At 65.1% G+C, this 19,281-nt stretch carries 20 protein-coding genes; 6 read left to right on the top strand and 14 right to left on the bottom strand.

The features are described 5' to 3' along the window. Positions 1–4: 4 nt before the first annotated feature. Genes nuoD through HH308_RS21515 form a run of 4 tightly spaced genes read right to left on the bottom strand, consistent with a single transcriptional unit; the run spans position 5 to position 3,075 of the window. On the bottom strand, positions 5–1,309 hold the full coding sequence (gene nuoD, locus HH308_RS21530) for an NADH dehydrogenase (quinone) subunit D (RefSeq protein ID WP_170196310.1): 1,305 nt from the start codon (positions 1,307–1,309) through the stop codon (positions 5–7). 55 nt (positions 1,310–1,364) lie between these two features. After that, entirely contained in the window at positions 1,365–2,126 is a 762-nt protein-coding gene (locus HH308_RS21525; protein ID WP_170196309.1) for an NADH-quinone oxidoreductase subunit C, read from the bottom strand. Next, the gene (locus HH308_RS21520) at positions 2,123–2,677 is read right to left on the bottom strand and encodes a NuoB/complex I 20 kDa subunit family protein (RefSeq protein WP_170196308.1); all 555 of its coding nucleotides are present in this window, start codon (positions 2,675–2,677) and stop codon (positions 2,123–2,125) included. Before HH308_RS21520 ends, HH308_RS21525 begins: the two co-directional genes overlap by 4 nt. Positions 2,678–2,712: 35 nt before the next feature. Beyond that, positions 2,713–3,075, bottom strand: coding sequence for an NADH-quinone oxidoreductase subunit A (locus HH308_RS21515; RefSeq protein ID WP_170196307.1), 363 nt, complete (start codon positions 3,073–3,075; stop codon positions 2,713–2,715). A 159-nt stretch (positions 3,076–3,234) separates the two neighbouring features. Between HH308_RS21515 and HH308_RS21510 the strand changes: the two genes are divergently transcribed. Next, positions 3,235–3,657, top strand: a complete 423-nt coding sequence (locus tag HH308_RS21510) for a response regulator transcription factor (protein ID WP_170196306.1) — start codon at positions 3,235–3,237, stop codon at positions 3,655–3,657. A gap of 1 nt (position 3,658) precedes the next feature. On the opposite strand, the gene HH308_RS21505 is transcribed toward HH308_RS21510, so the two are convergent. After that, positions 3,659–4,591 carry a DMT family transporter gene (locus HH308_RS21505; protein WP_170196305.1) on the bottom strand — a complete coding sequence of 311 codons (933 nt, stop codon included), beginning with the start codon at positions 4,589–4,591 and terminating at the stop codon, positions 3,659–3,661. A gap of 112 nt (positions 4,592–4,703) precedes the next feature. Between HH308_RS21505 and HH308_RS21500 the strand changes: the two genes are divergently transcribed. The 3 genes from HH308_RS21500 to HH308_RS21490 are packed head-to-tail and all read left to right on the top strand — an operon-like array spanning position 4,704 to position 5,942. Next, positions 4,704–5,258 (top strand): XRE family transcriptional regulator, encoded by a 555-nt coding sequence (locus tag HH308_RS21500; RefSeq protein WP_170196304.1) that lies wholly within the window; start codon positions 4,704–4,706, stop codon positions 5,256–5,258. A gap of 58 nt (positions 5,259–5,316) precedes the next feature. After that, positions 5,317–5,538 carry a type II toxin-antitoxin system VapB family antitoxin gene (gene vapB, locus HH308_RS21495; RefSeq protein WP_170196303.1) on the top strand — a complete coding sequence of 74 codons (222 nt, stop codon included), beginning with the start codon at positions 5,317–5,319 and terminating at the stop codon, positions 5,536–5,538. Further along, positions 5,529–5,942, top strand: coding sequence for a PIN domain nuclease (locus tag HH308_RS21490; RefSeq protein ID WP_170196302.1), 414 nt, complete (start codon positions 5,529–5,531; stop codon positions 5,940–5,942). The genes vapB and HH308_RS21490 overlap by 10 nt, the downstream gene beginning before the upstream one ends. A 77-nt stretch (positions 5,943–6,019) precedes the next feature. Here the strand turns inward: HH308_RS21490 and HH308_RS21485 are convergent, their stop codons facing one another. Next, a complete protein-coding gene (locus HH308_RS21485; protein WP_246284761.1) occupies positions 6,020–6,793 on the bottom strand; it encodes a hypothetical protein in 774 nt (257 codons plus the stop codon). A gap of 266 nt (positions 6,794–7,059) precedes the next feature. Further along, complete coding sequence (dapA, locus tag HH308_RS21480) at positions 7,060–7,917, bottom strand: 4-hydroxy-tetrahydrodipicolinate synthase (protein ID WP_170196300.1); 858 nt, start codon at positions 7,915–7,917, stop codon at positions 7,060–7,062. A gap of 71 nt (positions 7,918–7,988) precedes the next feature. On the opposite strand from dapA, the gene HH308_RS21475 reads away from it, so the two are divergent. Beyond that, positions 7,989–8,876 carry a LysR family transcriptional regulator gene (locus tag HH308_RS21475; protein WP_170196299.1) on the top strand — a complete coding sequence of 296 codons (888 nt, stop codon included), beginning with the start codon at positions 7,989–7,991 and terminating at the stop codon, positions 8,874–8,876. 19 nt (positions 8,877–8,895) lie between these two features. Here the strand turns inward: HH308_RS21475 and HH308_RS21470 are convergent, their stop codons facing one another. Beyond that, positions 8,896–10,089, bottom strand: coding sequence for an acyl-CoA dehydrogenase family protein (locus tag HH308_RS21470; protein ID WP_170196298.1), 1,194 nt, complete (start codon positions 10,087–10,089; stop codon positions 8,896–8,898). A gap of 117 nt (positions 10,090–10,206) precedes the next feature. Here HH308_RS21470 and HH308_RS21465 point away from each other — a divergent pair, with 117 nt between their 5' ends. Further along, entirely contained in the window at positions 10,207–11,421 is a 1,215-nt protein-coding gene (locus HH308_RS21465) for an acetyl-CoA C-acetyltransferase (protein ID WP_170196297.1), read from the top strand. A gap of 838 nt (positions 11,422–12,259) precedes the next feature. Here HH308_RS21465 and HH308_RS21460 read toward each other — a convergent pair. The 6 genes from HH308_RS21460 to HH308_RS21435 all read right to left on the bottom strand — a co-directional run bounded on the left by HH308_RS21460 (position 12,260) and on the right by HH308_RS21435 (position 19,280). Then, on the bottom strand, positions 12,260–12,427 hold the full coding sequence (locus HH308_RS21460) for an ester cyclase (protein ID WP_170196296.1): 168 nt from the start codon (positions 12,425–12,427) through the stop codon (positions 12,260–12,262). A 74-nt stretch (positions 12,428–12,501) separates the two neighbouring features. Continuing rightward, positions 12,502–14,994 carry a pyruvate, phosphate dikinase gene (locus HH308_RS21455; protein WP_170196295.1) on the bottom strand — a complete coding sequence of 831 codons (2,493 nt, stop codon included), beginning with the start codon at positions 14,992–14,994 and terminating at the stop codon, positions 12,502–12,504. Between the two features lie 5 nt (positions 14,995–14,999). Continuing rightward, positions 15,000–15,620, bottom strand: a complete 621-nt coding sequence (locus HH308_RS21450; RefSeq protein WP_170196294.1) for a hypothetical protein — start codon at positions 15,618–15,620, stop codon at positions 15,000–15,002. A gap of 102 nt (positions 15,621–15,722) precedes the next feature. After that, positions 15,723–17,159: a hypothetical protein gene (locus HH308_RS21445; protein ID WP_170196293.1), complete on the bottom strand. Its 1,437-nt coding sequence runs from the start codon at positions 17,157–17,159 to the stop codon at positions 15,723–15,725. A 27-nt stretch (positions 17,160–17,186) separates the two neighbouring features. Further along, entirely contained in the window at positions 17,187–17,603 is a 417-nt protein-coding gene (locus HH308_RS21440) for a PEP-utilizing enzyme (protein WP_170196292.1), read from the bottom strand. 111 nt (positions 17,604–17,714) lie between these two features. Beyond that, entirely contained in the window at positions 17,715–19,280 is a 1,566-nt protein-coding gene (locus tag HH308_RS21435) for a class I adenylate-forming enzyme family protein (protein WP_170196291.1), read from the bottom strand. Position 19,281 lies beyond the last annotated feature (1 nt).

Genomic DNA, 19,281 nt, shown 5'->3' with positions numbered 1-19,281 from the left:
TCACTCATCGGTCGACGCCTCCCATCACCGGATCGATACTCGCCACGGCGGTGATGACGTCGGCGACGAGGCCGCCCTCGCACATCGCGGCGACGGCTTGCAGGTTCGTGAACGAGGGGTCGCGGAAATGGACTCGGTAGGGTCGGGTGCCGCCGTCGCTGACCATGTGCACGCCCAATTCGCCACGCGGCGATTCGATGGCTTCGTAGCACTGCCCGGCCGGTACCCGCATGCCTTCGGTCACCAGCTTGAAGTGATGAATGAGCGATTCCATCGACTCGCCCATGATCTCGGCGATGTGCTCGGGTGAATTGCCGAGGCCGTCGGGGCCGACGGCGAGGTCGGCGGGCCAGGCGAGCTTGCGGTCGGTGACCATCACCGGGCCGGGGCGCAGACGGTCGAGACACTGTCGCGCGATGCGGATCGACTCTTTCATCTCGTTGATGCGAATCATGTAGCGCCCGTAGGCATCACAGGTGGTTTCGGTGACGACGTCAAAGTCGTAGGTGTCGTATCCGCAGTACGGATTGGTCTTGCGTAGATCGTGCGGCAGGCCCGTCGAGCGCAGCACCGGGCCGGTGATACCGAGTGCCATGCAGCCGGTGAGATCGAGGTAGCCGATCCCCTGGGTGCGGGCCTTCCAGATGTAGTTGTCGTTGAGGAGTTCCTCCACCTCGCCGATCTGCCCGGGCAGGGCGTCGATCACGGCGCCGATCTTGTCCACCGCGTCGCCGGGCAGATCCTGCGCGATACCGCCCGGCCGGATGAACGCGTGATTCATCCGCAGTCCGGTGATGTACTCGAAGATGTCCAGAATCGTCTCGCGCGCACCGAATCCCAGGAACATCGGGGTCACCGCGCCGAGTTCCATGCCGCCGGTCGCCAACGCGACGAGATGGCTGGTGATGCGGTTGAGCTCCATCAGCAAGACTCGGATGACGCTGGCACGCTCGGGAATGTCGTCGGTGATGCCGAGCAGGCGTTCCACGCCGAGGCAGTACGCGGTCTCGTTGAAGAACGGCGACAGATAGTCCATCCGGGTCACGAACGTGACCCCCTGCGTCCAGGTGCGGAACTCGAGATTCTTCTCAATTCCGGTGTGCAGGTAGCCGATTCCGCACCGAGCCTCGGTGACGGTCTCGCCGTCGATCTCCAGGATCAACCGCAACACGCCGTGCGTCGACGGATGCTGCGGCCCCATGTTGACGACGATGCGCTCGTCGTCGGGCAGCGCCGCCCGACGCTCGCGGACAGCCGTGACGACGTCGTCCCAATCGCGGCCGGTGACGGTGAAGGTGGTGTCGGTCATTTCGACTCACTCCGTTCGCTCAATACGGCGCACTTCGACTCACTCCGTGGGCACATCAGTTGTACGACCTGCGCCGATCGGGGGGAGCGATCGTCGTGCCCTTGTACTCCACCGGGATTCCGCCGAGCGGATAATCCTTGCGCTGCGGGTGGCCGTCCCAGTCGTCGGGCATCTCGATCCGCGTCAACGACCGATGTCCCTCGAAGACGATGCCGAAGAAGTCGAAGGTCTCGCGCTCATGCCAGTCGTTGGTCGGATACACCCGGCACAGACTCGGAATACGCGGATCGGCGTCGGGCGCGGTCACCTCGAGACGCACGAAACGATTGTGGGTGATCGAGCGCAGCGGAATCACCGCGTGCAGTTCGCGTCCGGTCTCGTCGGGGTAGTGGGCGCCGTTGACTCCCAAGCACAGTTCGAAACGCAGCGCGGGTTCGTCGCGCAGCGTCGACGCCACCGCGAGCAGATGTGTGCGCCGGACGTGGATCGTCATCTCGCCGCGGTAGATCACGACATTCTCGACGGCCTCGTCGTAGCCGATCTCTCGCCGCGACAATCCGGCGGCGAGTTGGTCGGCGACGTCGTCGAAGTAGCTGCCATAGGGGCGAGAACTGTTGCCCGGCAAGCTGATCGGCGCCACCATCCGGCCATAGCCGGAGGTGTCGCCGGAGCCCTTCGCCCCGAACAGTCCGTGGCGGGTTCCGATGCGCTCGGCGGCACCCGCTCGCGGCTCGACGCTCCCGGCGCCGGTTGCGTTCAGCCCGCTCGCTGCGCTCCCGGCGCCGGTGACATTCGGGCCGCTCCCGGCGCCGGTCATCGGAGGAGCCCCTTGAGCTCGATCGTCGGCGTCGAATTCAGCGCGGCCTGCTCGGCCGCCCAGACGGCCTGTTCGCGGTTCACGCCGAGCGGCATCTGTTGGATCTGTTCGTGCAGCTTGAGGATCGCGTTGAGCAGCATCTCCGGCCGCGGCGGGCAGCCCGGCAGGTAGATGTCCACCGGCACAACGTGATCGACGCCCTGCACGATCGCGTAGTTGTTGAACATGCCGCCCGACGACGCGCACACCCCCATCGCCAGAACCCATTTCGGTTCGGCCATCTGGTCGTAGATCTGGCGGAGCACGGGTGCCATCTTCTGGCTGACCCGGCCCGCGACGATCATCAGATCGGCCTGACGTGGCGACGCCCGGAACGCTTCCATCCCGAAGCGAGCCAGGTCGTAGCGGCCCGACGTCGTCGCCATCATCTCGATGGCGCAACATGCCAGACCGAACGTCGCAGGCCACAGCGATCCCTTGCGCATGTATCCGGCCAGGCCCTCGACGGTGCTCAGCAGGAAACCGCTGGGCAGTTTCTCTTCGAGGCCCATATGGCGCGTCTCCTTCTCCCGGTGAGATCTAGTGGTTATTCCCAACTCAATCCGCCGCGGCGCCACTCGTAGGCGTATGCGACGGACACGTTGACGATGAACAGCGTCATGGCGGCCAGCCCGAACCAGCCGAGGGAATCGAACGCGACCGCCCACGGGTAGAGGAAGACGATCTCGATGTCGAAGATGATGAACAGCATCGCCGTGAGGTAGTACTTGATCGGGATGCGTTGCACGAAACCCGCGGTCGGAGGCAGCGGTTCGATGCCGCACTCGTAGGCTTCCAATTTGGCGCGGTTGTACCGTTTTGGTCCGACGACCGAGGCGATGACGACGGAAAAAACCGCAAACGCCAGCGCAATTGCGCCCAACACGAAAATCGGTACGTACGCGTTCATGCCTTTTCAAGCCCTCCGCTGTCGTGATGCGCCGCGTGGCGGGAGCATCTGACGTCATGGCTGTGACCTAGCTCTCACCCTACTCACGAGCATCGGCGGCGGAGGTGAATCTTGAGTAAATCAAGTTCGGCGGGCAGGCCAGTCGATAGCATCGGGGGCGTGAGTCAGGCAACGGAATCGGCGTCCGGCGTCAGCAGTCGGGCGACCCTGCGCGTGCTGGTGTACTCCGACGACGCGCGCACCCGCGCGCAGGTGATCGGGGCCCTCGGAACGTCGCTGCACCCCGACCTGCCCGACCTCGACTATGTCGAGGTGGCCACCGAACCGATGATCTACGCGCAGCTCGACGCGCACGCGATCGACGTCGCCATCCTCGACGGCGAGGCGACGCCGGCGGGCGGCATGGGCGTCGCCAAGCAGATCCGCGACGAGTACGACCCGTGCCCGCCCCTGGTGGTGCTAATCGCCCGCACGGCCGACCGGTGGCTGGCCGATTGGTCGCGCGCCGATGCATCGGCGTCGTTGCCGGTCGATCCGATCGCGCTGTCGAAGACGATCGTGGAGTTGCTGCGCAAGAAATAGATCAGCGAGTGCCGGCCTGCGCCAGTTCTCCCTCGATCTCGGCGTCGGCCGGTTGCTTGGGCTTCAACTCGCTGACCAAGACGCCCGCGAGGATCAGCACCGCACCAACCAGCGCCAGGGGTCCCAGGCGGTCTCCGGCGAGCCGGCCGAACACCGCACCCCAGACCGGCTCGCCGGTGTAGATGATCGTCGCCCGCGTCGGCGAAACGGTGCGCTGCGCCCAGTTCATCGTCGCCTGGATCAGGCAGCTGGCCGCGCCCATGCCCAGCGCGGCTCCCAGCCACCACCACGAGAACGACGGTACCGACTCGCCGACCACCGGCATCACCAGCAGCGCGACGGCACCAGCGACGAAGAGCTGGATGATGGTGACCCGGCCCAGATCCGCCTTGCCCGCGAAGGATCCGATGAGGATGATCTCGGCGGCCATCGCCACTGCACCGAGCAACGTGGCGATTTCGCCCGCGCCCAGGCTGATACCGGCGGCGCTCGGACCGGCGAGCAGGATCAGACCGGTGAACGCGAGACCGACGCCGGCGATTGTCATCGCTTTCGGAGTCCGCCGAAAGACCGCCCACAGCAGGAGCGGGACGAGGGGCACATACATCGCGGTGATGAACGCCGACGTGCTCGCGTCGAGTGTCTGCAGACCGTAGGTTTGCAGGCCGTAGCCGAATGTCATCGTGACACCGATGGACACACCGGCGATCAGATCCGTCCTGGTGATACGCGCGAGGCTGCGGTGGAAGACGACGGCGGCAATGGCCGCAGCCGCGAGGAATCGGATACCGATGAAGAACAGGGGACCGCTGTACTGCATCACCTTGGCGATCACCACGAACGTCGAACCCCACACCGCGGTGACTGCGACGAGCGACAGTTCCTGCCGGGTGAAGGGCAGTCGGTGGAGTCGAGACCGGGCAATGTGCAGCATTCTGCACACTCTAGGAAACCTCGCCCCCGATGTGCAACTTAATTCACATCGGAGTGATCGACGCGACAATGGCCGATGCCGTGGGACACTCGACGGCGGTTAGGGTTGGCCCATGTCCGACGACACCTCCCCCGACGTCCTCGCGCACGTCGGCGCCAATGTTCGACGACTCCGCAGCGCTGCCGGGCTCAGTCAGCAGGGACTGGCCGATGCCGCGGGTGTCAGCCGTCGTACGGTCATCAACCTGGAGGCCGGGCAGGCCAATGTGAGCCTCGCGGCGCTCGACACTTTGGCCGCGGCGCTCGACACGACGTTCGTCAGTCTCGTCATCGCCCCCAGTGCCACCCGGGACAAGATCGACGAATTGATGTGGCGCGGAAGCGATTCGGCGAGTCATGCGACGCTATTGGGCAGTGCGCCCGCGCGCGCCGAGGGGCAACTGTGGCGGTGGAGCCTCGGGCCAGGTGATCGCTACGACGCCGAGCCCGACCCCGACGGCTGGCACGAGATGCTCTTCGTGACCGAGGGCGCCATCGTCGTCGAGTTCGACGCCGAGCGGGTCGAACTCGGCGTCGGGGGTCACCGAACCTACAGCAGTGCACAGCAGTACGCGTATGTGAACGAGACGTCGGCGACCGCGACGTTTCTGCGGGTGGTGTTGGAGTAGAGATGTGTGCGGCGATCTTCCCGCTAGCCTGATATCATTCTATATCAGGAGGTGGCGTATGCCTGATGTGCTGATTCGAAACCTGTCTGCCGAAGATTTGAAGCTACTCGATGCGCAAGCGAAACAGTTGGGCCTGCCGCGTGGTGAGTATCTTCGACGCCGGCTGCAGGCCGAGGCTCGTCGAACCCAGTCGGTAACTACCGCAAGCGATCTGGCTCGATTCAGCAAGCTCGCGACGGATTTGGCGGACGACGACGTGATGGATTCCGCGTGGTCGTGAGCCAGTGGCTGATCGACAAATCCGCGTTGGTACGGCTGTCGGCGAGCCCTGATAGCGACGAATGGCTCGGCCGGATCGATCGGGGCTTGGTCGCGATATCGACCGTGACTCGTCTCGAAGTGGGGTACTCGGCGCGCTCTGCCGCTGACTGGTCGGAAATGGTCATCGGCACGCCGGTTGGGGCGATGATCATCGAGTATCTGACTCCTGCGATCGAGGATCGGTCGGTCGAGGTGCAGCGTCTGCTGGTGCAGCAGGGCCACCATCGTGCACCGTCGATACCGGATCTGCTGATTGCGGCGACTGCTGAGCTTTCCGGGCGAATAGTGCTGCATGTCGACAAAGACTTCGATGTGATCGCCGGCGTTACCGGTCAGCGAATGGAGCGCTTGAACGGACGCTGATCAGGCGCGCGCATTGTCACCCTTGTGTCTTCGTGTCGGAAATCATGGGCGGTGCCAACAATTCCCGACACCAGACACTAGAACTTCGTCGGCGTCGAGCCGATAAGTCCCTCGGAGAACTGCTCGAGCCGGTACGCGTGCCCGATCGGGTTCGACTGTGCGATCGGATAGGGGAACCAGTAGTTGCTGTCGACCCAGGTCTGGAACACCAGCGGGACGGGCTTGTCGTAGCCGATGACGTGCACGGTGTTCGACAGCGTCATCGGGAAGTCGGCGACGGTCTTGCCGTCGATGGCGAACGACGTCGTGGCGTCGGTCGCGGTGACGGCGTAATCGTGGGTGGCGTCGAGCAACGACATCGGCAACGGCGCCACCCGCGGAATCAGGTTGTTCTCCGTCTTGACCATGACGAAGAAGCCCTTGGGCAGGCCGCCGGCGATGTGCTCGGCGAGTGGTTTGAGCTGATTGGTCAGCGCGCCGAGGTTGGAGTTGGTGTCGTTGTAGAAGAACCAAGCGACCTGTAGTTGCGGATATTCGAGGGTCCGGCTCGCGACTCCCCAGCCGACGGTGCCGTTGAGTCCCCGGATGCGATCCGCGTTGACCCGTACCGTCGAGCGACGCCCCTTCGTGAACGCGACGCGCGAGAGGATCTCGGCGTTGTTGACGCCCTGCTTGTTCGACGGGATGTGCAGGGTCAGGCCGTTCGGCTGGAATCGAAGATTGCCGCGCCCGACGTTGTAGCTGCAGAAATTTCGGTTGTCGGGGCGGGTGAAGTCCGTCGAATACGGACGCGGCGCCTCGACGACCTTGGAGCCGAAGTAGATCTGATTCTGCAGGCCCGGCGTATTCATGCCGCATGGCTTCAATCCGCCGTCGGCGGGGGGTGGAGGCGGAGGTGCCGCGATGGAGCTGCCGGTGCCGGCGAGCAACGCGAGGCTCACGCTTGCGACCACAGTCGATAGAACTCTTCGAAGACCGATGGCCGACATGAATTTCCTCCCGTTGCAGCTCGACGCACGGCACGATCGAAATCGTGCTGTAACTGTGACATGTTATCCGAGCGTTACCGGATGGCCGGAGGAGGGTGTGACCGTGCGACGCCGGAGCGGCTCAACGCTTACGCGACGGATTCGCGGACCGTGATCAGCGGCAACCGCACTTCGGGGCTCTCGATCAGGCCCGCCGCACAGAGCGCGGCCTTGATGCCGGTGGGATTCGGCGTCGACATCAGCGCTCGTGCGGGCTCGACCATCCGGTTGCCGAGGATTCGTGCCGTTTCGACATCTCCGGTGCGCCACGACGTGAACAGTTCGGCGAATTCTTGCGGGTACACGTTGGCGGTCGCCAGAATCGCGCCCCGAGCGCCCATCGCGAGGAGCGGCGATACCAGTGTGTCCTCGCCCGCGAGAACGGAAAACCCTTGTGGGGCTTGGGCGATGAGGTGTGCGGTGTCGGTGTCGACCGCGCCGACGGACTGCTTGATGCCGACGATGTCGGGGTGCGCTGCGAGTGTCAGGATCGCTTGCGGCCCAAGGGATTGGCCGGTTCGGTAGGGGACGTTGTAGAGCACCAGCGGCGTCGGGCCGTTGTCGGCGAGATAGCGGAAGTGGGCGAGCACACCTTCCTCCGACGGTCGCGAGTAGTACGGCACGACGGTGAGGAAGGCTGCGATATCGGCTGTGCCGCTGAGTGATTCGAATGCGGACACGCTGGCGCGGGTGTCATTGCTGCCCGCGCCGACGATCAGCGGCGCGTCGTACTCGGCGCATATCTTTCCGCAGATCGAGACGACGCGGTGATGTTCTTCCGGGGTCAGCGTCGATGCCTCGGCGGTGGTCCCCAGCGCCACGATGCCGGTGGCCCCCGCGTCGAGGACTCGATGGGCGAGTCGGGTCAGGTCGTTGTCGGCGATGGAGCCGTCGTCGGTGAAGGGGGTGATGAGTGGAACGAATATTCCGGTGGGAGTGAAGGTCATGAACTCAGCGTGATCGCGAATCGCCATCAGGTCTAGTTATGTTTTGTGAGTACCAGCATAAGATGCGATACATGATCGACGTTCGGAAGTTGCGGCTGTTGCGTGAACTGGGCCACCGCGGCACCATCGCCGCGGTAGCCGAGGCGATGTCGTTCACGCCGTCCGCGGTGTCGCAGCAACTGTCGGCACTTGAGCGGGAAACCGGTCGCGCGTTGTTGGCCAGGACGGGGCGTCGAGTCGTATTGACGCCGCACGGACTGTTGCTCGCCGAACATGCGGAAGCTGTTCTGGCGGAACTGGAACGAGCCGAGGCGGCACTGGCCGACGACGCCGAGTTGTCGGGGACCGTGCGGGTCGGCGCGTTTCAGACGGCGTTCAACTCACTTGTGTTGCCCGCGATCGCATCGGTGTCGGAGAACTGCTCCGGACTCTCGGTGTCGGTGACCGAGGTGGATCCGGCGGTCGTGCCCGACCTGCTGCGCTGCGACGAGCTCGATCTCGCGCTGGTGCACGAGTACGACAACGTTCCGTCGACGCTGGGTGCCGGCATCGACGTCGAACCGCTGGTCGACGAGGTGGTGTACTTCGCGTCGACCACCCGGCCCGACGTCGGGGCGAGTGAGGTGATTCGTGCGCACAGCGACAGCCGATGGATTCTCGGCAACCCGGGCACGCTGTGTCACACGATGGCGGTAAGGAGTTGTCAGGCAGCCGGATTCGAGCCCCGGGTGGCACATCGCATCGATGATTACGGTGCGGTTCTGAAGCTGGTCGCACTGGGTACCGCGGTGGCATTGGTGCCGCAACTCGGCGTCGACGATGTTCCGGACGGCGTCGTGCTGACTCCGTTGCCCGCCCGGCGTCGAACGCGTGTCGCGTATCGGCGGGGCAGTGGAGCGCGCCCCGCGCTCAGGGCGGTGGTAGGTGAATTGCGCTGTGCGGCAAAGGGTCTAACGTGAACCCCGCCGGCGCGCAAGGTTACAGCGCGTAGTTCTCCAGCAGTCGGCGGCCGATGATCATGCGTTGGATGTCGGCGGTGCCTTCGCCGATCAGCAGCATCGGAGCCTCGCGGTAGAGCCGTTCGATCTCGTACTCCTTGGCGAATCCGTACCCGCCGTGGATGCGGAAGGCGTCTTCGACGACGTCGCGGCAATACTCGGACGCGAGGTATTTCGCCATACCGGCTTCGAGGTCGTTGCGCTGGCCGGCATCTTTGATCCGGGCCGCCCGCACGACCATCTGGTGTGCCGCTTCGACTTTCGTGCCCATCTCGGCGAGGCGGAACAGCACGGCCTGGTGCTGGGCGATGGGCTTGCCGAACGTCTCGCGTTGTTGCGCGTAGGAGGCGCCGAGTTCGAACGCCCGGTTCGCGACGCCCACGCCCCGGGCGGCGACGTTCACGCGACCCACTTCGACGCCGTCCATCATCTGGTAGAAGCCGTGGCCGGGCTGCCCACCGAGGATCTCGGTGGCTTCGATCCGGTAACCGTCGAACACGAGCTCGGTGGTGTCGACGCCCTTGTAGCCCATCTTCTCGATCTTTCCCGGGATCGACAATCCGGGCGCCACCTCGCCGAAGCCCGGCGTCTTCTCGATGAGGAACGTCGTGAGGTTCCGGTGCGGTCTGTCGGAGCCCTCGGGGGTGCGGACGAGTACCGCGACCAGCGAGGAGCTGCCGCCGTTGGTCAGCCACATCTTCTGGCCGTCGATGCGGTAGGTGCCGTCGTCGGTCGGCGTGGCCGACGTCTTGATGGCCGCGACATCGGAGCCCAGGCCCGGCTCCGACATCGAGAACGCGCCGGTGAGCTCTCCGGCGGCAAGGCGCGGCAGGTATTTCTGCTTCTGCTCGACGGTGCCGTGCTGCTGCAGCAGGTAGGCGACGATGAAATGCGTGTTGACGATGCCGCTGACGCTCATCCAGCCGCGGGAGAGTTCCTCCACCACCAGCGCGTAGGTGAGCAGCGACTGACCGAGGCCGCCGAACTCCTCGTCGATCGTGAGTCCGAAGATCCCCATCTCCTTCATCGCGGCAACGATCTCGGTGGGGTACTCGTCTCGATGCTCCAACTCCGTCGCAACCGGAAGGATCCGTGCGTCGACGAACTCGCGGACCGCGGCCAGCATGTCACTCTGTTCGGTGGTCAGATCGGCGGTGGCGCACAGCTTGGTCATGGGGATCCTTCGTGATCAGATGCTTGTTATCGTGCACAAAATAATAGAATCTCGCCCCGGGGCACAGCACGCGGCGCTGGCAAATGCCCCGGAGCCGATCAGGACGGGAACTCGAACATGCATGATGCGGTTATCTGCGAGCCGATCCGAACAGCGGTGGGGCGCTACGGCGGTATGTACAAGGACGTCCCCGCGGCCGACCTCGCCGCCACCGTCGTCCAGGCACTGGTCGAGCGAACCGGCATCACCAGCTCCGACATCGACGACGTCCTGTTCGGGCAGTGCTATCCCAACGGTGAAGCGCCGGCGATCGGCCGCGTCGCGGCGCTCGACGCCGGGCTCGACGTTTCGGTCCCCGGTCTGCAACTCGATCGGCGATGCGGTTCGGGCCTGCAGGCCGTGATCGATGCGGTGATGCGAGTCCAGACCGGCGTCGCCGATCTGGTCTTGGCGGGTGGCGCGGAGAGCATGAGCCAGGCCGAGCACTACTCACTCGGCCTGCGGTTCGGGCTGCGCGGCCGCGACACCGAACTGTCGGACCGAATCAATCGCGGCCGGATCACCTCGGGCGGCAAGTTCTACCCGGTGCCGGGCGGCATGCTGGAGACCGCGGAGAACCTCAGGTCGGAGTACTCGATCACGCGCGAGGCGCAGGACCGACTCGCGTTGACGTCACACCAGCGGGCCGTCGCGGCCCGTGAATCCGGTCGCTTCGCCGACGAGATCGTGCCGGTCACGATTTCCACACGCAACGGCGAGGTGGTGCTCGATCATGACGAGCACCCACGCTCGGACGTGACGATGGAGTCGCTCGCTGAGCTGAAAGCCGTTCTGCGACACAATGATCCGTATTCCACCGTGACGGCGGGCAATGCCAGTGGCCAGAACGATGGAGCGGCGGTGTGCATCGTGGCGACTCGGGCGAAGGCGGAACAACTGGGTCTGCGGCCGATGGCGCGCCTCGTCACGTGGGCGGTGGCGGGTGTCGAGCCGAACCGGATGGGGATCGGTCCGGTGCCGGCGACGAACAAGGCGCTCGCGCGCAGTGGTCTGACGCTGGCAGATCTGGACCTGATCGAACTCAACGAGGCCTTCGCCGCGCAGGTCCTCGCCTGTACCGCCGCTTGGGATCTCGCCCCGGCGGACTTCGAACGGCTCAACGTCAACGGTTCGGGCATTTCGCTGGGCCACCCGGTCGGGGCTACGGGAGTGCGGATCCTCGCCACCATGCTCCGCGAACTGGACCGCCGCCAGGGCCGGTACGCGCTGGAAACCATGTGCATCGGCGGCGGTCAGGGCTTGGCCGCCGTCTTCGAGCGCGAAACCCGATGAACGCCTGCGGAATCGACACACCGCCCGTTGGTTGACGCTGGATTCGTCGATGGCAGTTCCTATCCGCTGGTTGAGCCTGGATCCAACGACGGCAGGCCTCTTCCGCTGGTTGAGCCTGGATCACCGGTCCGGGCACTGCATCTGCTGGTTGAGCCGCGAGGAGCGCTAGCGACGAGCGTGTCGAAACCCCTGTACCACAATGCATTTGATGGTAGCGCACGTGTCGGACTGTGATGGAATCGAATATCGAGGCGTGTGCACCCGTAGGGTGCACACGCGACACTTGCCGGGTGAAAGTCGCCGATATTGGCGCGGACCGTCGAAAGTCGTTGTGGCTGAGAGGTTTCGACACGGGCCTCGGCTAGCGCCTCGGACCGGCTCAACCAGCGGACGGACCGGCCCAACCTGGATCCAACGGCGGCAGGCCTCTTCCGTTGGTTGAGCCTGGTTTCACCGGTCCGGGCACTGCATCTGCTGGTTGAGCCGTGAGGAGCGTTAGCGACGAGCGTGTCGAAACCCCTGTACCACAATGCATTTGATGGTAGCGCACTTGGCGAACTGTGATGGTATCGAATATCGAGGCGTGTGCATCCGTAGGGTGCACACGCGACACTTGCCGGGTGACATCGCCGATATTGGCGCGGGCTGTCGAAAGTCGTTGTGGCTGAGAGGTTTCGACACGGACCTCGGCTAGCGCCTCGGACCGGCTCAACCAGCGGAGGGGCTGCTCAACTCAACCAGCGGACGGACCGGCTCAACCAGCGGAGGAGGCCGCTCACCCAGCGGACGGACGGGCTCAACCAGCGGAGGAGGCCGCTCACCCAGCGGACGGACGGGCTCAACCAGCGGAGGGGGCCAGTCCGAGCTGGGTCATGAATGCCAGGTTGTCGTAGTAGACGCGGTGCGCGGTGACCTTGCCGTCGGACACCAGAAATGTGTCGACGAGACCGAACTCCGCCTTCTTGCCGGTTGCCGGAATCTCGCCGTTCGGGGTGGCGAGGGCCAAGTTTCTCAGACAGAGCGGCGCCGGAACCCCTCAGCTCGGGGAATGGCTGAGGGGCGCCGGCATCACCGCGCCACTTACCGCGACGATGCCAACCGCATCGGGCGCAGTTCGTCCGATGCCACCGCGAAGTGCCGAACGCCCTTTGTACGAAGCGATTGGACCGTGCCGTCGGACACCGTCCCCGCGAGTCTGACCCGCAGATCGGCAGGCGAGGTGAGTCGGCCCAGGGCGTCGTCGAGCAACCCGTCGACGAAGACGCTGATCGACTTGCGGGGGTCGATGTCGATCAGCTTGTCACGCACGTAGCCGTCGAGCGGCTCAGCGGCGAGCAGGTGGCGCGGAGGGATACCGTAGGTCTCCGCCTGCAATCTCTGCAACTCCAGCCAGACGTGGTCGACCTCCGCGACGATCTCCGGAATATGCAGGGCGCCTTGGGTATTGGTGATGTAGCAGCCCACCTTGATCGGAACCTTCAATTGATCGCGCAACGTACGCAACGCGATCGCCTCCGCCGGTCCCGACGTCCGAGGGCTGACGAAGCATACGGTGACGTCGGTCTGTGCCGCGGCTGCGGCGAGGCCGCGCAGTTGTGCGCCTACGAGCTCGGGGGAGCCCATCGGCATCGCGACCTGCGGATGCACCGCGAACAGGTTGGCGACCGAGAACAGCTCCGCCACGTCGTCGGCGTGGAAATCGAGACCGCGGACGTCGACCGCGCAGGTGCCCGCCGACGCGAACAGCGCGGTGAACGCGTCGGTGATGGCCGCTTCGAGATCGGCGGCCGCCGCCGAAAGCTCTTGCCCCTCATCGAGATTGGCGACGATCCGATCCAAGGTGCCCGCGGTGACCAGGACGTCGTCGACTGCGGTGACGAAGCTGTCGGCTCCGCGATCGAGTACCTCGCGGACTTGGTCGACGGTGTGGGCGCGTCCCGAGATCGACACCGTGGCATCGGTGCTCGCCGTGATGGCGAGCAGTCGCAGCAGTTCGTCGCCGTCGCCCGTTGCGCCGTCGACGAGAGTGATCGCGCCGTCGATGACATCGCCGGTTGATCCGTCGAGGCTGACGACGTCGCCGGTATGCCAGACACGCCCGCAGGCGGTCATGGTTCCCGCATCCGGATCGATTGTGAGTTCGGCACAGCCGACGATGCAGACAGTGCCCAGCGCACGAGCCACCACCGCGGCGTGCGACGTCGAACCACCGGTGGCGGTGACGATGCCGTGTGAGGCGATCATGCCGTGCAGATCGGTCGGGCTGGTCACCGGCCGCGCCAGGATCGCCGGCCGACCTTGCTTGGCGGCCTCCTGCGCCGAGTCGGAGTCGAAGTAGAGTTCGCCGACGACCTGCCCCGGCGACGCTCCCACTCCCGTGGTGATCGTCGAGCCCGACTCTTTGGCGGCCGCGAGTTCCCGCGGGTCGAAGCCCGGACGCTGCACGTTGCGGATCTGCTCGAGAGACACCGACCCCAGCGCGGCGGCGGCGTCGAGCAACCCTTCGTCGTACATGTCCGCGGCCGCCCGGATGGCTGCCCGCGCAGTCCGTTTGGCGCTGCGCACCTGCAGCATGTAGAGCACCCCACGCTCGACGGTGAATTCGATGTCGAGCATGTCCTGTCGGCGACGCTCCATTTCCGCGCAGGTGGCGACGAGTTCGCCATACGCCTGCGGGGCGCGTTCGGACATCTTGTGGACCGGATCCGGTGTGCGGGTCCCGGCTACGACGTCCTCGCCCTGGCTGGCCTCCAGGTACTCGCCGAACATGCCCGGCTCGCCGGTGACGGGATTGCGGGTGAACACGACGCCGGAGCCGCTTCGGGCGTCGAGATTGCCGAAGACCATCGACTGCACGACCACCGCCGTACCGAGATCGTGCGGGATACCGTGGACGTCGCGGTAGGTGATCGCCCGGCGGGTGTTCCAGGACCGGAAGACCGCTTCGACGGCGCCGATGAGCTGTTCACGCGGGTCCACCGGCACCGATTCGTCGGTCTCGTCGGCCAGGCGTTGCGCGCACAGCGTCCACACCGCGTCGTACACCGCCTCGGCGCTCGTGTCGGCGTCGAGGGTGTCGAGCAGGTCGGTGAGTTCGTTCCGGTCGGGGACGTCGAATGCTTCGAGAACCGTCTCCGCGTACATGCAGTGGAAGCGGAACACCACGTCGGCCATGAACCGAACACTGCCGGTGGCTTCGGCGAGGGCCGTCGCCGAGGCGCGGCTGACCCCGAGGTTGAGAACGGTGTCCATCATCCCGGGCATCGAGATCGGCGCACCGGATCGGACTGAGAGCAACAACGGGACCGGGCCGCCGCCGAAAGTCTTCCCAGTGGCCTCTTCGATCGAGTCCAGCCGCTGGTGGATCTGTGCCACCAATTCGGCGGACAACTCACCGGTACGCAGGTACTCGTGGCACGCCGCGGTGGAGATGACGAATCCCGGTGGGACACGCAGTCCGTTGCGCGTCATCTCGATCAGGCCGAAGCCCTTGCCGCCGACGTCGTTGAGATCCACCTCACCGGGATCGGTGAAGGCGCGCGTGGTGGCCGCGTTCGTCGGGGTCCCAGCCATGGCGGTCATTCCTTTCGCTTCCGGCCGAGGGTGCGTAGGAGATCCTCGTGGAACTCGAACCAGACATTGTGCACCGAGTCGCGCGTGGGATCGGAGACGAACGCGATGTCTCCGGCGTCGACCTTGTCCAGCGCGTCGCGGAACCGGGTGATGTAGATACGGAAGCGGGAGTCCCGCTCGCCGAGGGACTCCAACAGTCCCGCGAGCCGTGCGACCAGTCGGTCGATCTTCGAGATGATCTTGAGGTCGTAGTCGGCGTCGGTGTGATCGTTGGTGATCTTGCGTCCACCCACCTCCACCTGCTGCCAGGCCGACATGGTGGTGAGGAAGCGGGCGTTGACGTCTTCGAACTTGTCGGCGACGGCGAGGACGTCGGGTTCCGAGCGGAGTGGTCCGTAGATCGCGGCCGCGGAGTCGTCCAGTGCTGCCGCGCAGTCGTCGGTGGGCAGCGCGTTGTCGCCCACCAGCACGATGAGATTCCGCTGTGCGAGTTCGGTCAAGGCCGACTGAGCGGTGGCGAGGTCTAGCGTCGTCACATCCGCGACCGCGGCGACGGTGGACATCTTCTTCAGCGCGACCGCGTTGAGCGCGTCGTAAAGGTCTTTGTCCAAGAGAGTTGGGGACATGGGGTTCCTTGGGATAGGTGCGCAGCGAGCCGCGGTGACCCGGATGGCTTTCGTATCGATACGAGCCACCGCGCCGCTGTCAGCAGTGTGTGGTCCGCGAGATCAGAGCCACTTGTACTTCGACGCGCGCAGGTCGGCGCCCTCGCCGAAGGGGAGGTATCCACGACCGGAGAAGATCTTCTGCGGCACGACCTCCTGCGCGAAGCCGCGCTTGGTGATGTCGTAGTAGTAGTTGGCGACGCGCTGGTCCACTTCCCACATCTGCAGGTCGGTGCAGCACTTCTCGTAGACGCCTGCTCTGCGCAGATACGGCAGGATCATGTCGACGTAGTACACATAGTGTCCCGACCAGATCAGGTCGCGTCGGCACATGCGCGAGATCTTGCGATACAGCTTGAGCGTCGCATCCTGCACCTTCGGCAGTTCGCCCGCCAGGTCGCTGATGCTCAACGACCGCAGCTCGCTCATCGGGCTGTCGTGCTTCTCGCGGGCGAAGACCGCGCCGCCGACGATGGCCGGGATGTAGTTCTTCGGCCGGGTGAACGTGGTGGAGATGTCGTTGACGCGAATCTCCTGCAGCCCCATGGCATTCGGGTCGATTTCGATGGCGATGGTGTACGAGTAGGGCAGTCCGGCGTCTTCGCAGACGTCCGACCAGTGGTAGATCGGTTCGTTGACGAAGAGGTCGCGCAGGATGAGCAGATTTCCGTTGGGCAGCTCGTACGGGCCGGTGTCGCCGAGCCCGAGGCGGTTGTCGAAGTGCTGCAGGAACGCCAGCAGCTCGGTTGCGGCGTTGAAGCGGGTGAAGGCGCTGTGGTCGGGTCCGCCCTCTTCCAGCGGCGTCAACTGGTTGGTCAGGGTCGCCAGGAAGTCATCGTCGTGGATGGCGCAGCGGTAGCGGTCCTGGGAGTTGAGGATGAAACCGTCCTGCCGCTTTCCCCACAGGATCCGCTGCATGAACTTCAGCATCGTGTTGGACTCTTCGACGTACTCGTCGGGTCCGATCGCTTCGAGGGCGAGCAGCCCGCATCGACCCATACCGAATCCGACCGCGCCGATACACCAGTCGTGCACCGAGTTGACCTTGGTGCCGACCTCTCGGCGTGCTGACGCACCGATGTCGAGAAGTCCTTGTGCGCCAACGGTATCGGTGGCCAGGCGCAGGAACTCCGGCCACCGGTAGAACTCGTGCATGAAGGCGAGGATCTCGTATTCCTGGCGCGGAATCATGCCCGAAACGCCTTCGGTGGCGCGCATGACGAGTGTGTCCCAGATGTTCCAGGCGAGGTAGTTGTTGAGGTCGTTGAGTTCGTCAAGGGTGAACTGGTCGGTGAGGACGTCTTCCTTGGTGACCTTCTCCAGCACCTTGCTCTTCGCGCGGGACCGCATCATCTTGTCACCGAGGATGCCGTCGGTGACCGGTTCCAGACCGACGAAGTTCCCCTCGAAGGTCAAGTCCTGAAAGCGCAGGCCGTTGTCCTCGGGTTCGTATCGCTGCTTGTATGTTGCTTTGGCGCCGGACTCGGCTTGAATGCTCATGGAGTTCCTTTCGATGTCTTCGGTGTCTCAGACCAGGCTCACGCGGCCGGTTTCGGCGTCGTCGCAGTGCAACTGGACCTTCTTGCCGACGAGTGCCTCGGTGATCTCGACGAAGTGCGCCTCGTCGGTGTTGCCGACCTCGTACCGGGAGGCGCTGTCGGTGAGGTATGCGGTCATCACACACGGGATCTGGAACTCGCGAGACAGGATTCCCAGATGCGACTCCGGCGCGCCGGACATGGTGATCACGCCGATCGCGCCCATGGTCAGCGCGGGCGTGAGGAACGTGGTGGTGCCACCGCGTACCAGCAGGATGTAGTCGCCGAGTCGGCCGGACTGCACGACCTCGATGACATCCTGCGGTGAGTCGAGGTACTTGACCTCGCCGGTCGGCACCTTCGATGTTTCGAAAGCGTTGTAGCCTTCTGCGACTGCTGTCGTCATGGAATCTCCCTTTGCTGTTGCCGGAGCCAGCCGGCCTGTGATGTTCCGTAGCTCACATTGCTCGGTGAGTGTGCTGTGGCGCACTCGCCGTCGAGACAGACTTGGGCGGGGTCACCTATCTGCGGTGGATAGTGCTGCGGTGGATGGTGCGACGGCAGCCGCAGGGTCGAGGTCGCTCAGCTTGCGGCGCAGTAGTTTGCCCGACGACGTCGTCGGCAGGGCGTCGACGAAGACGACGTCGCGGGGCCGCTTGTACGCGGCGAGACGCTCCGTGCAGAATGCCGAGATCGAGTCGCGGTCGGCGTCGGCGCCCGCCCGCAACACGACGTAGGCGACCGCGATCTCACCTTTGACGGGATCGGGCCGACGTCCGACAGCGACCATCGCCACGTCGGGATGCTCGGCCACGACACGTTCGATCTCCGCCGGGTAGACGTTGTAGCCGCCGGTGATGATCATGTCTTTGAGACGGTCGACGATGAACGCGTGGCCCGAATCGTCGAGGTAGGCGACGTCGCCCGTGCGCAGCCAGCCGTCGTCGGTGAGGGCTTGGGCCGTCGCCTCTCGCATGCCGTAGTAGCCCAGCATCACCAACGGCCCGCGGACGAGGAGTTCACCCGGTTCGCCCGGTGGTAAGGGGATGACCGACCCGTCTGTCGGTGCGACGACGATCTGTGAGCCCGGCAGCGACACGCCGATCGAGCCGGGGCACCCGGGCGCGTACACACTGTGCGTGGTGCCCAGGCCGGACAACTCGGTCATTCCCCACAGCTCGAGCAGCGGGGCGCCCGTGAGACGCTCCCACTTGTCGATGATCACGCGTGAAAAGGTCTGTCCCCCAACAGTTGACACTCGAATCCCGGTGAGGTCGGTGCCCTCGAGGTCAGGGGCGCACAGCAGCATCGAGTACATGGCGGGAACGCCCTCGATGACGGTCACACCGTGCTCGGTGATCAACTCGAGGGCCCGATCGGCGTCGAACCGCTCCATCAACACGACGGTGCCGCCGGCGAGGAATGTGCCGTTGACGACGACGTTGCCGTAGACGTGGGCCGCGGGCAAGGCGGACAGGACGACGTCGGCACTGGTCTTCCCGTGCATCGTCGCGGTGTGCGCACAGTTCAGCAGCACCGATTCGAGGGACTGCATGGCGCCCTTGGGGTGGCCGGTGGTGCCGGAGGTGTAGCCGATACTGCCCAGGTCTCGCGGTCGACGATCGACCGGTGGGATCGCGGCGCTGCTCGCGTGCTCGACGAACCGATCGAACGCGTCGTCGAGTGTCACGGTCGTGAGCAGGTCGACGTCGCGCAGCTGCGCACCGACGCGCTCGTGTTCTGCTGTTCCGATGAACAGGCCCCTCGCCCCGCAGTCGTCGAGGACGTACCGCAGCTCCGGGCCCGTCAGCATGACGTTCACCGGATTGACGACGGCACCCGCCTTGAGGATGCCGTGATAGGCGGCGATCCACTGCCAGCTGTTCTGGGCGAACAGCGAAACGACGTCGCCGGGCTCGAAGCCGCGGGCACGCAGCGCTGCGGCGACCCGGTTGGACAGACTATCCAGCTCGGAGTACGTCAGCGTCCTTGTTGAGGTCACCAGCGCGACATGGTCGGGTGAGCGATGCGCTGCCCACGGCAGCACCTCGGCGAGGCTGACCGCGGGGCGAGGGGCCGTCATC

The organism is Gordonia asplenii (assembly GCF_012933505.1).
In the GTDB taxonomy this organism is placed as follows: Bacteria; Actinomycetota; Actinomycetes; order Mycobacteriales; family Mycobacteriaceae; genus Gordonia; species Gordonia asplenii.
This window is presented reverse-complemented; position numbering and strand designations above follow the sequence as displayed.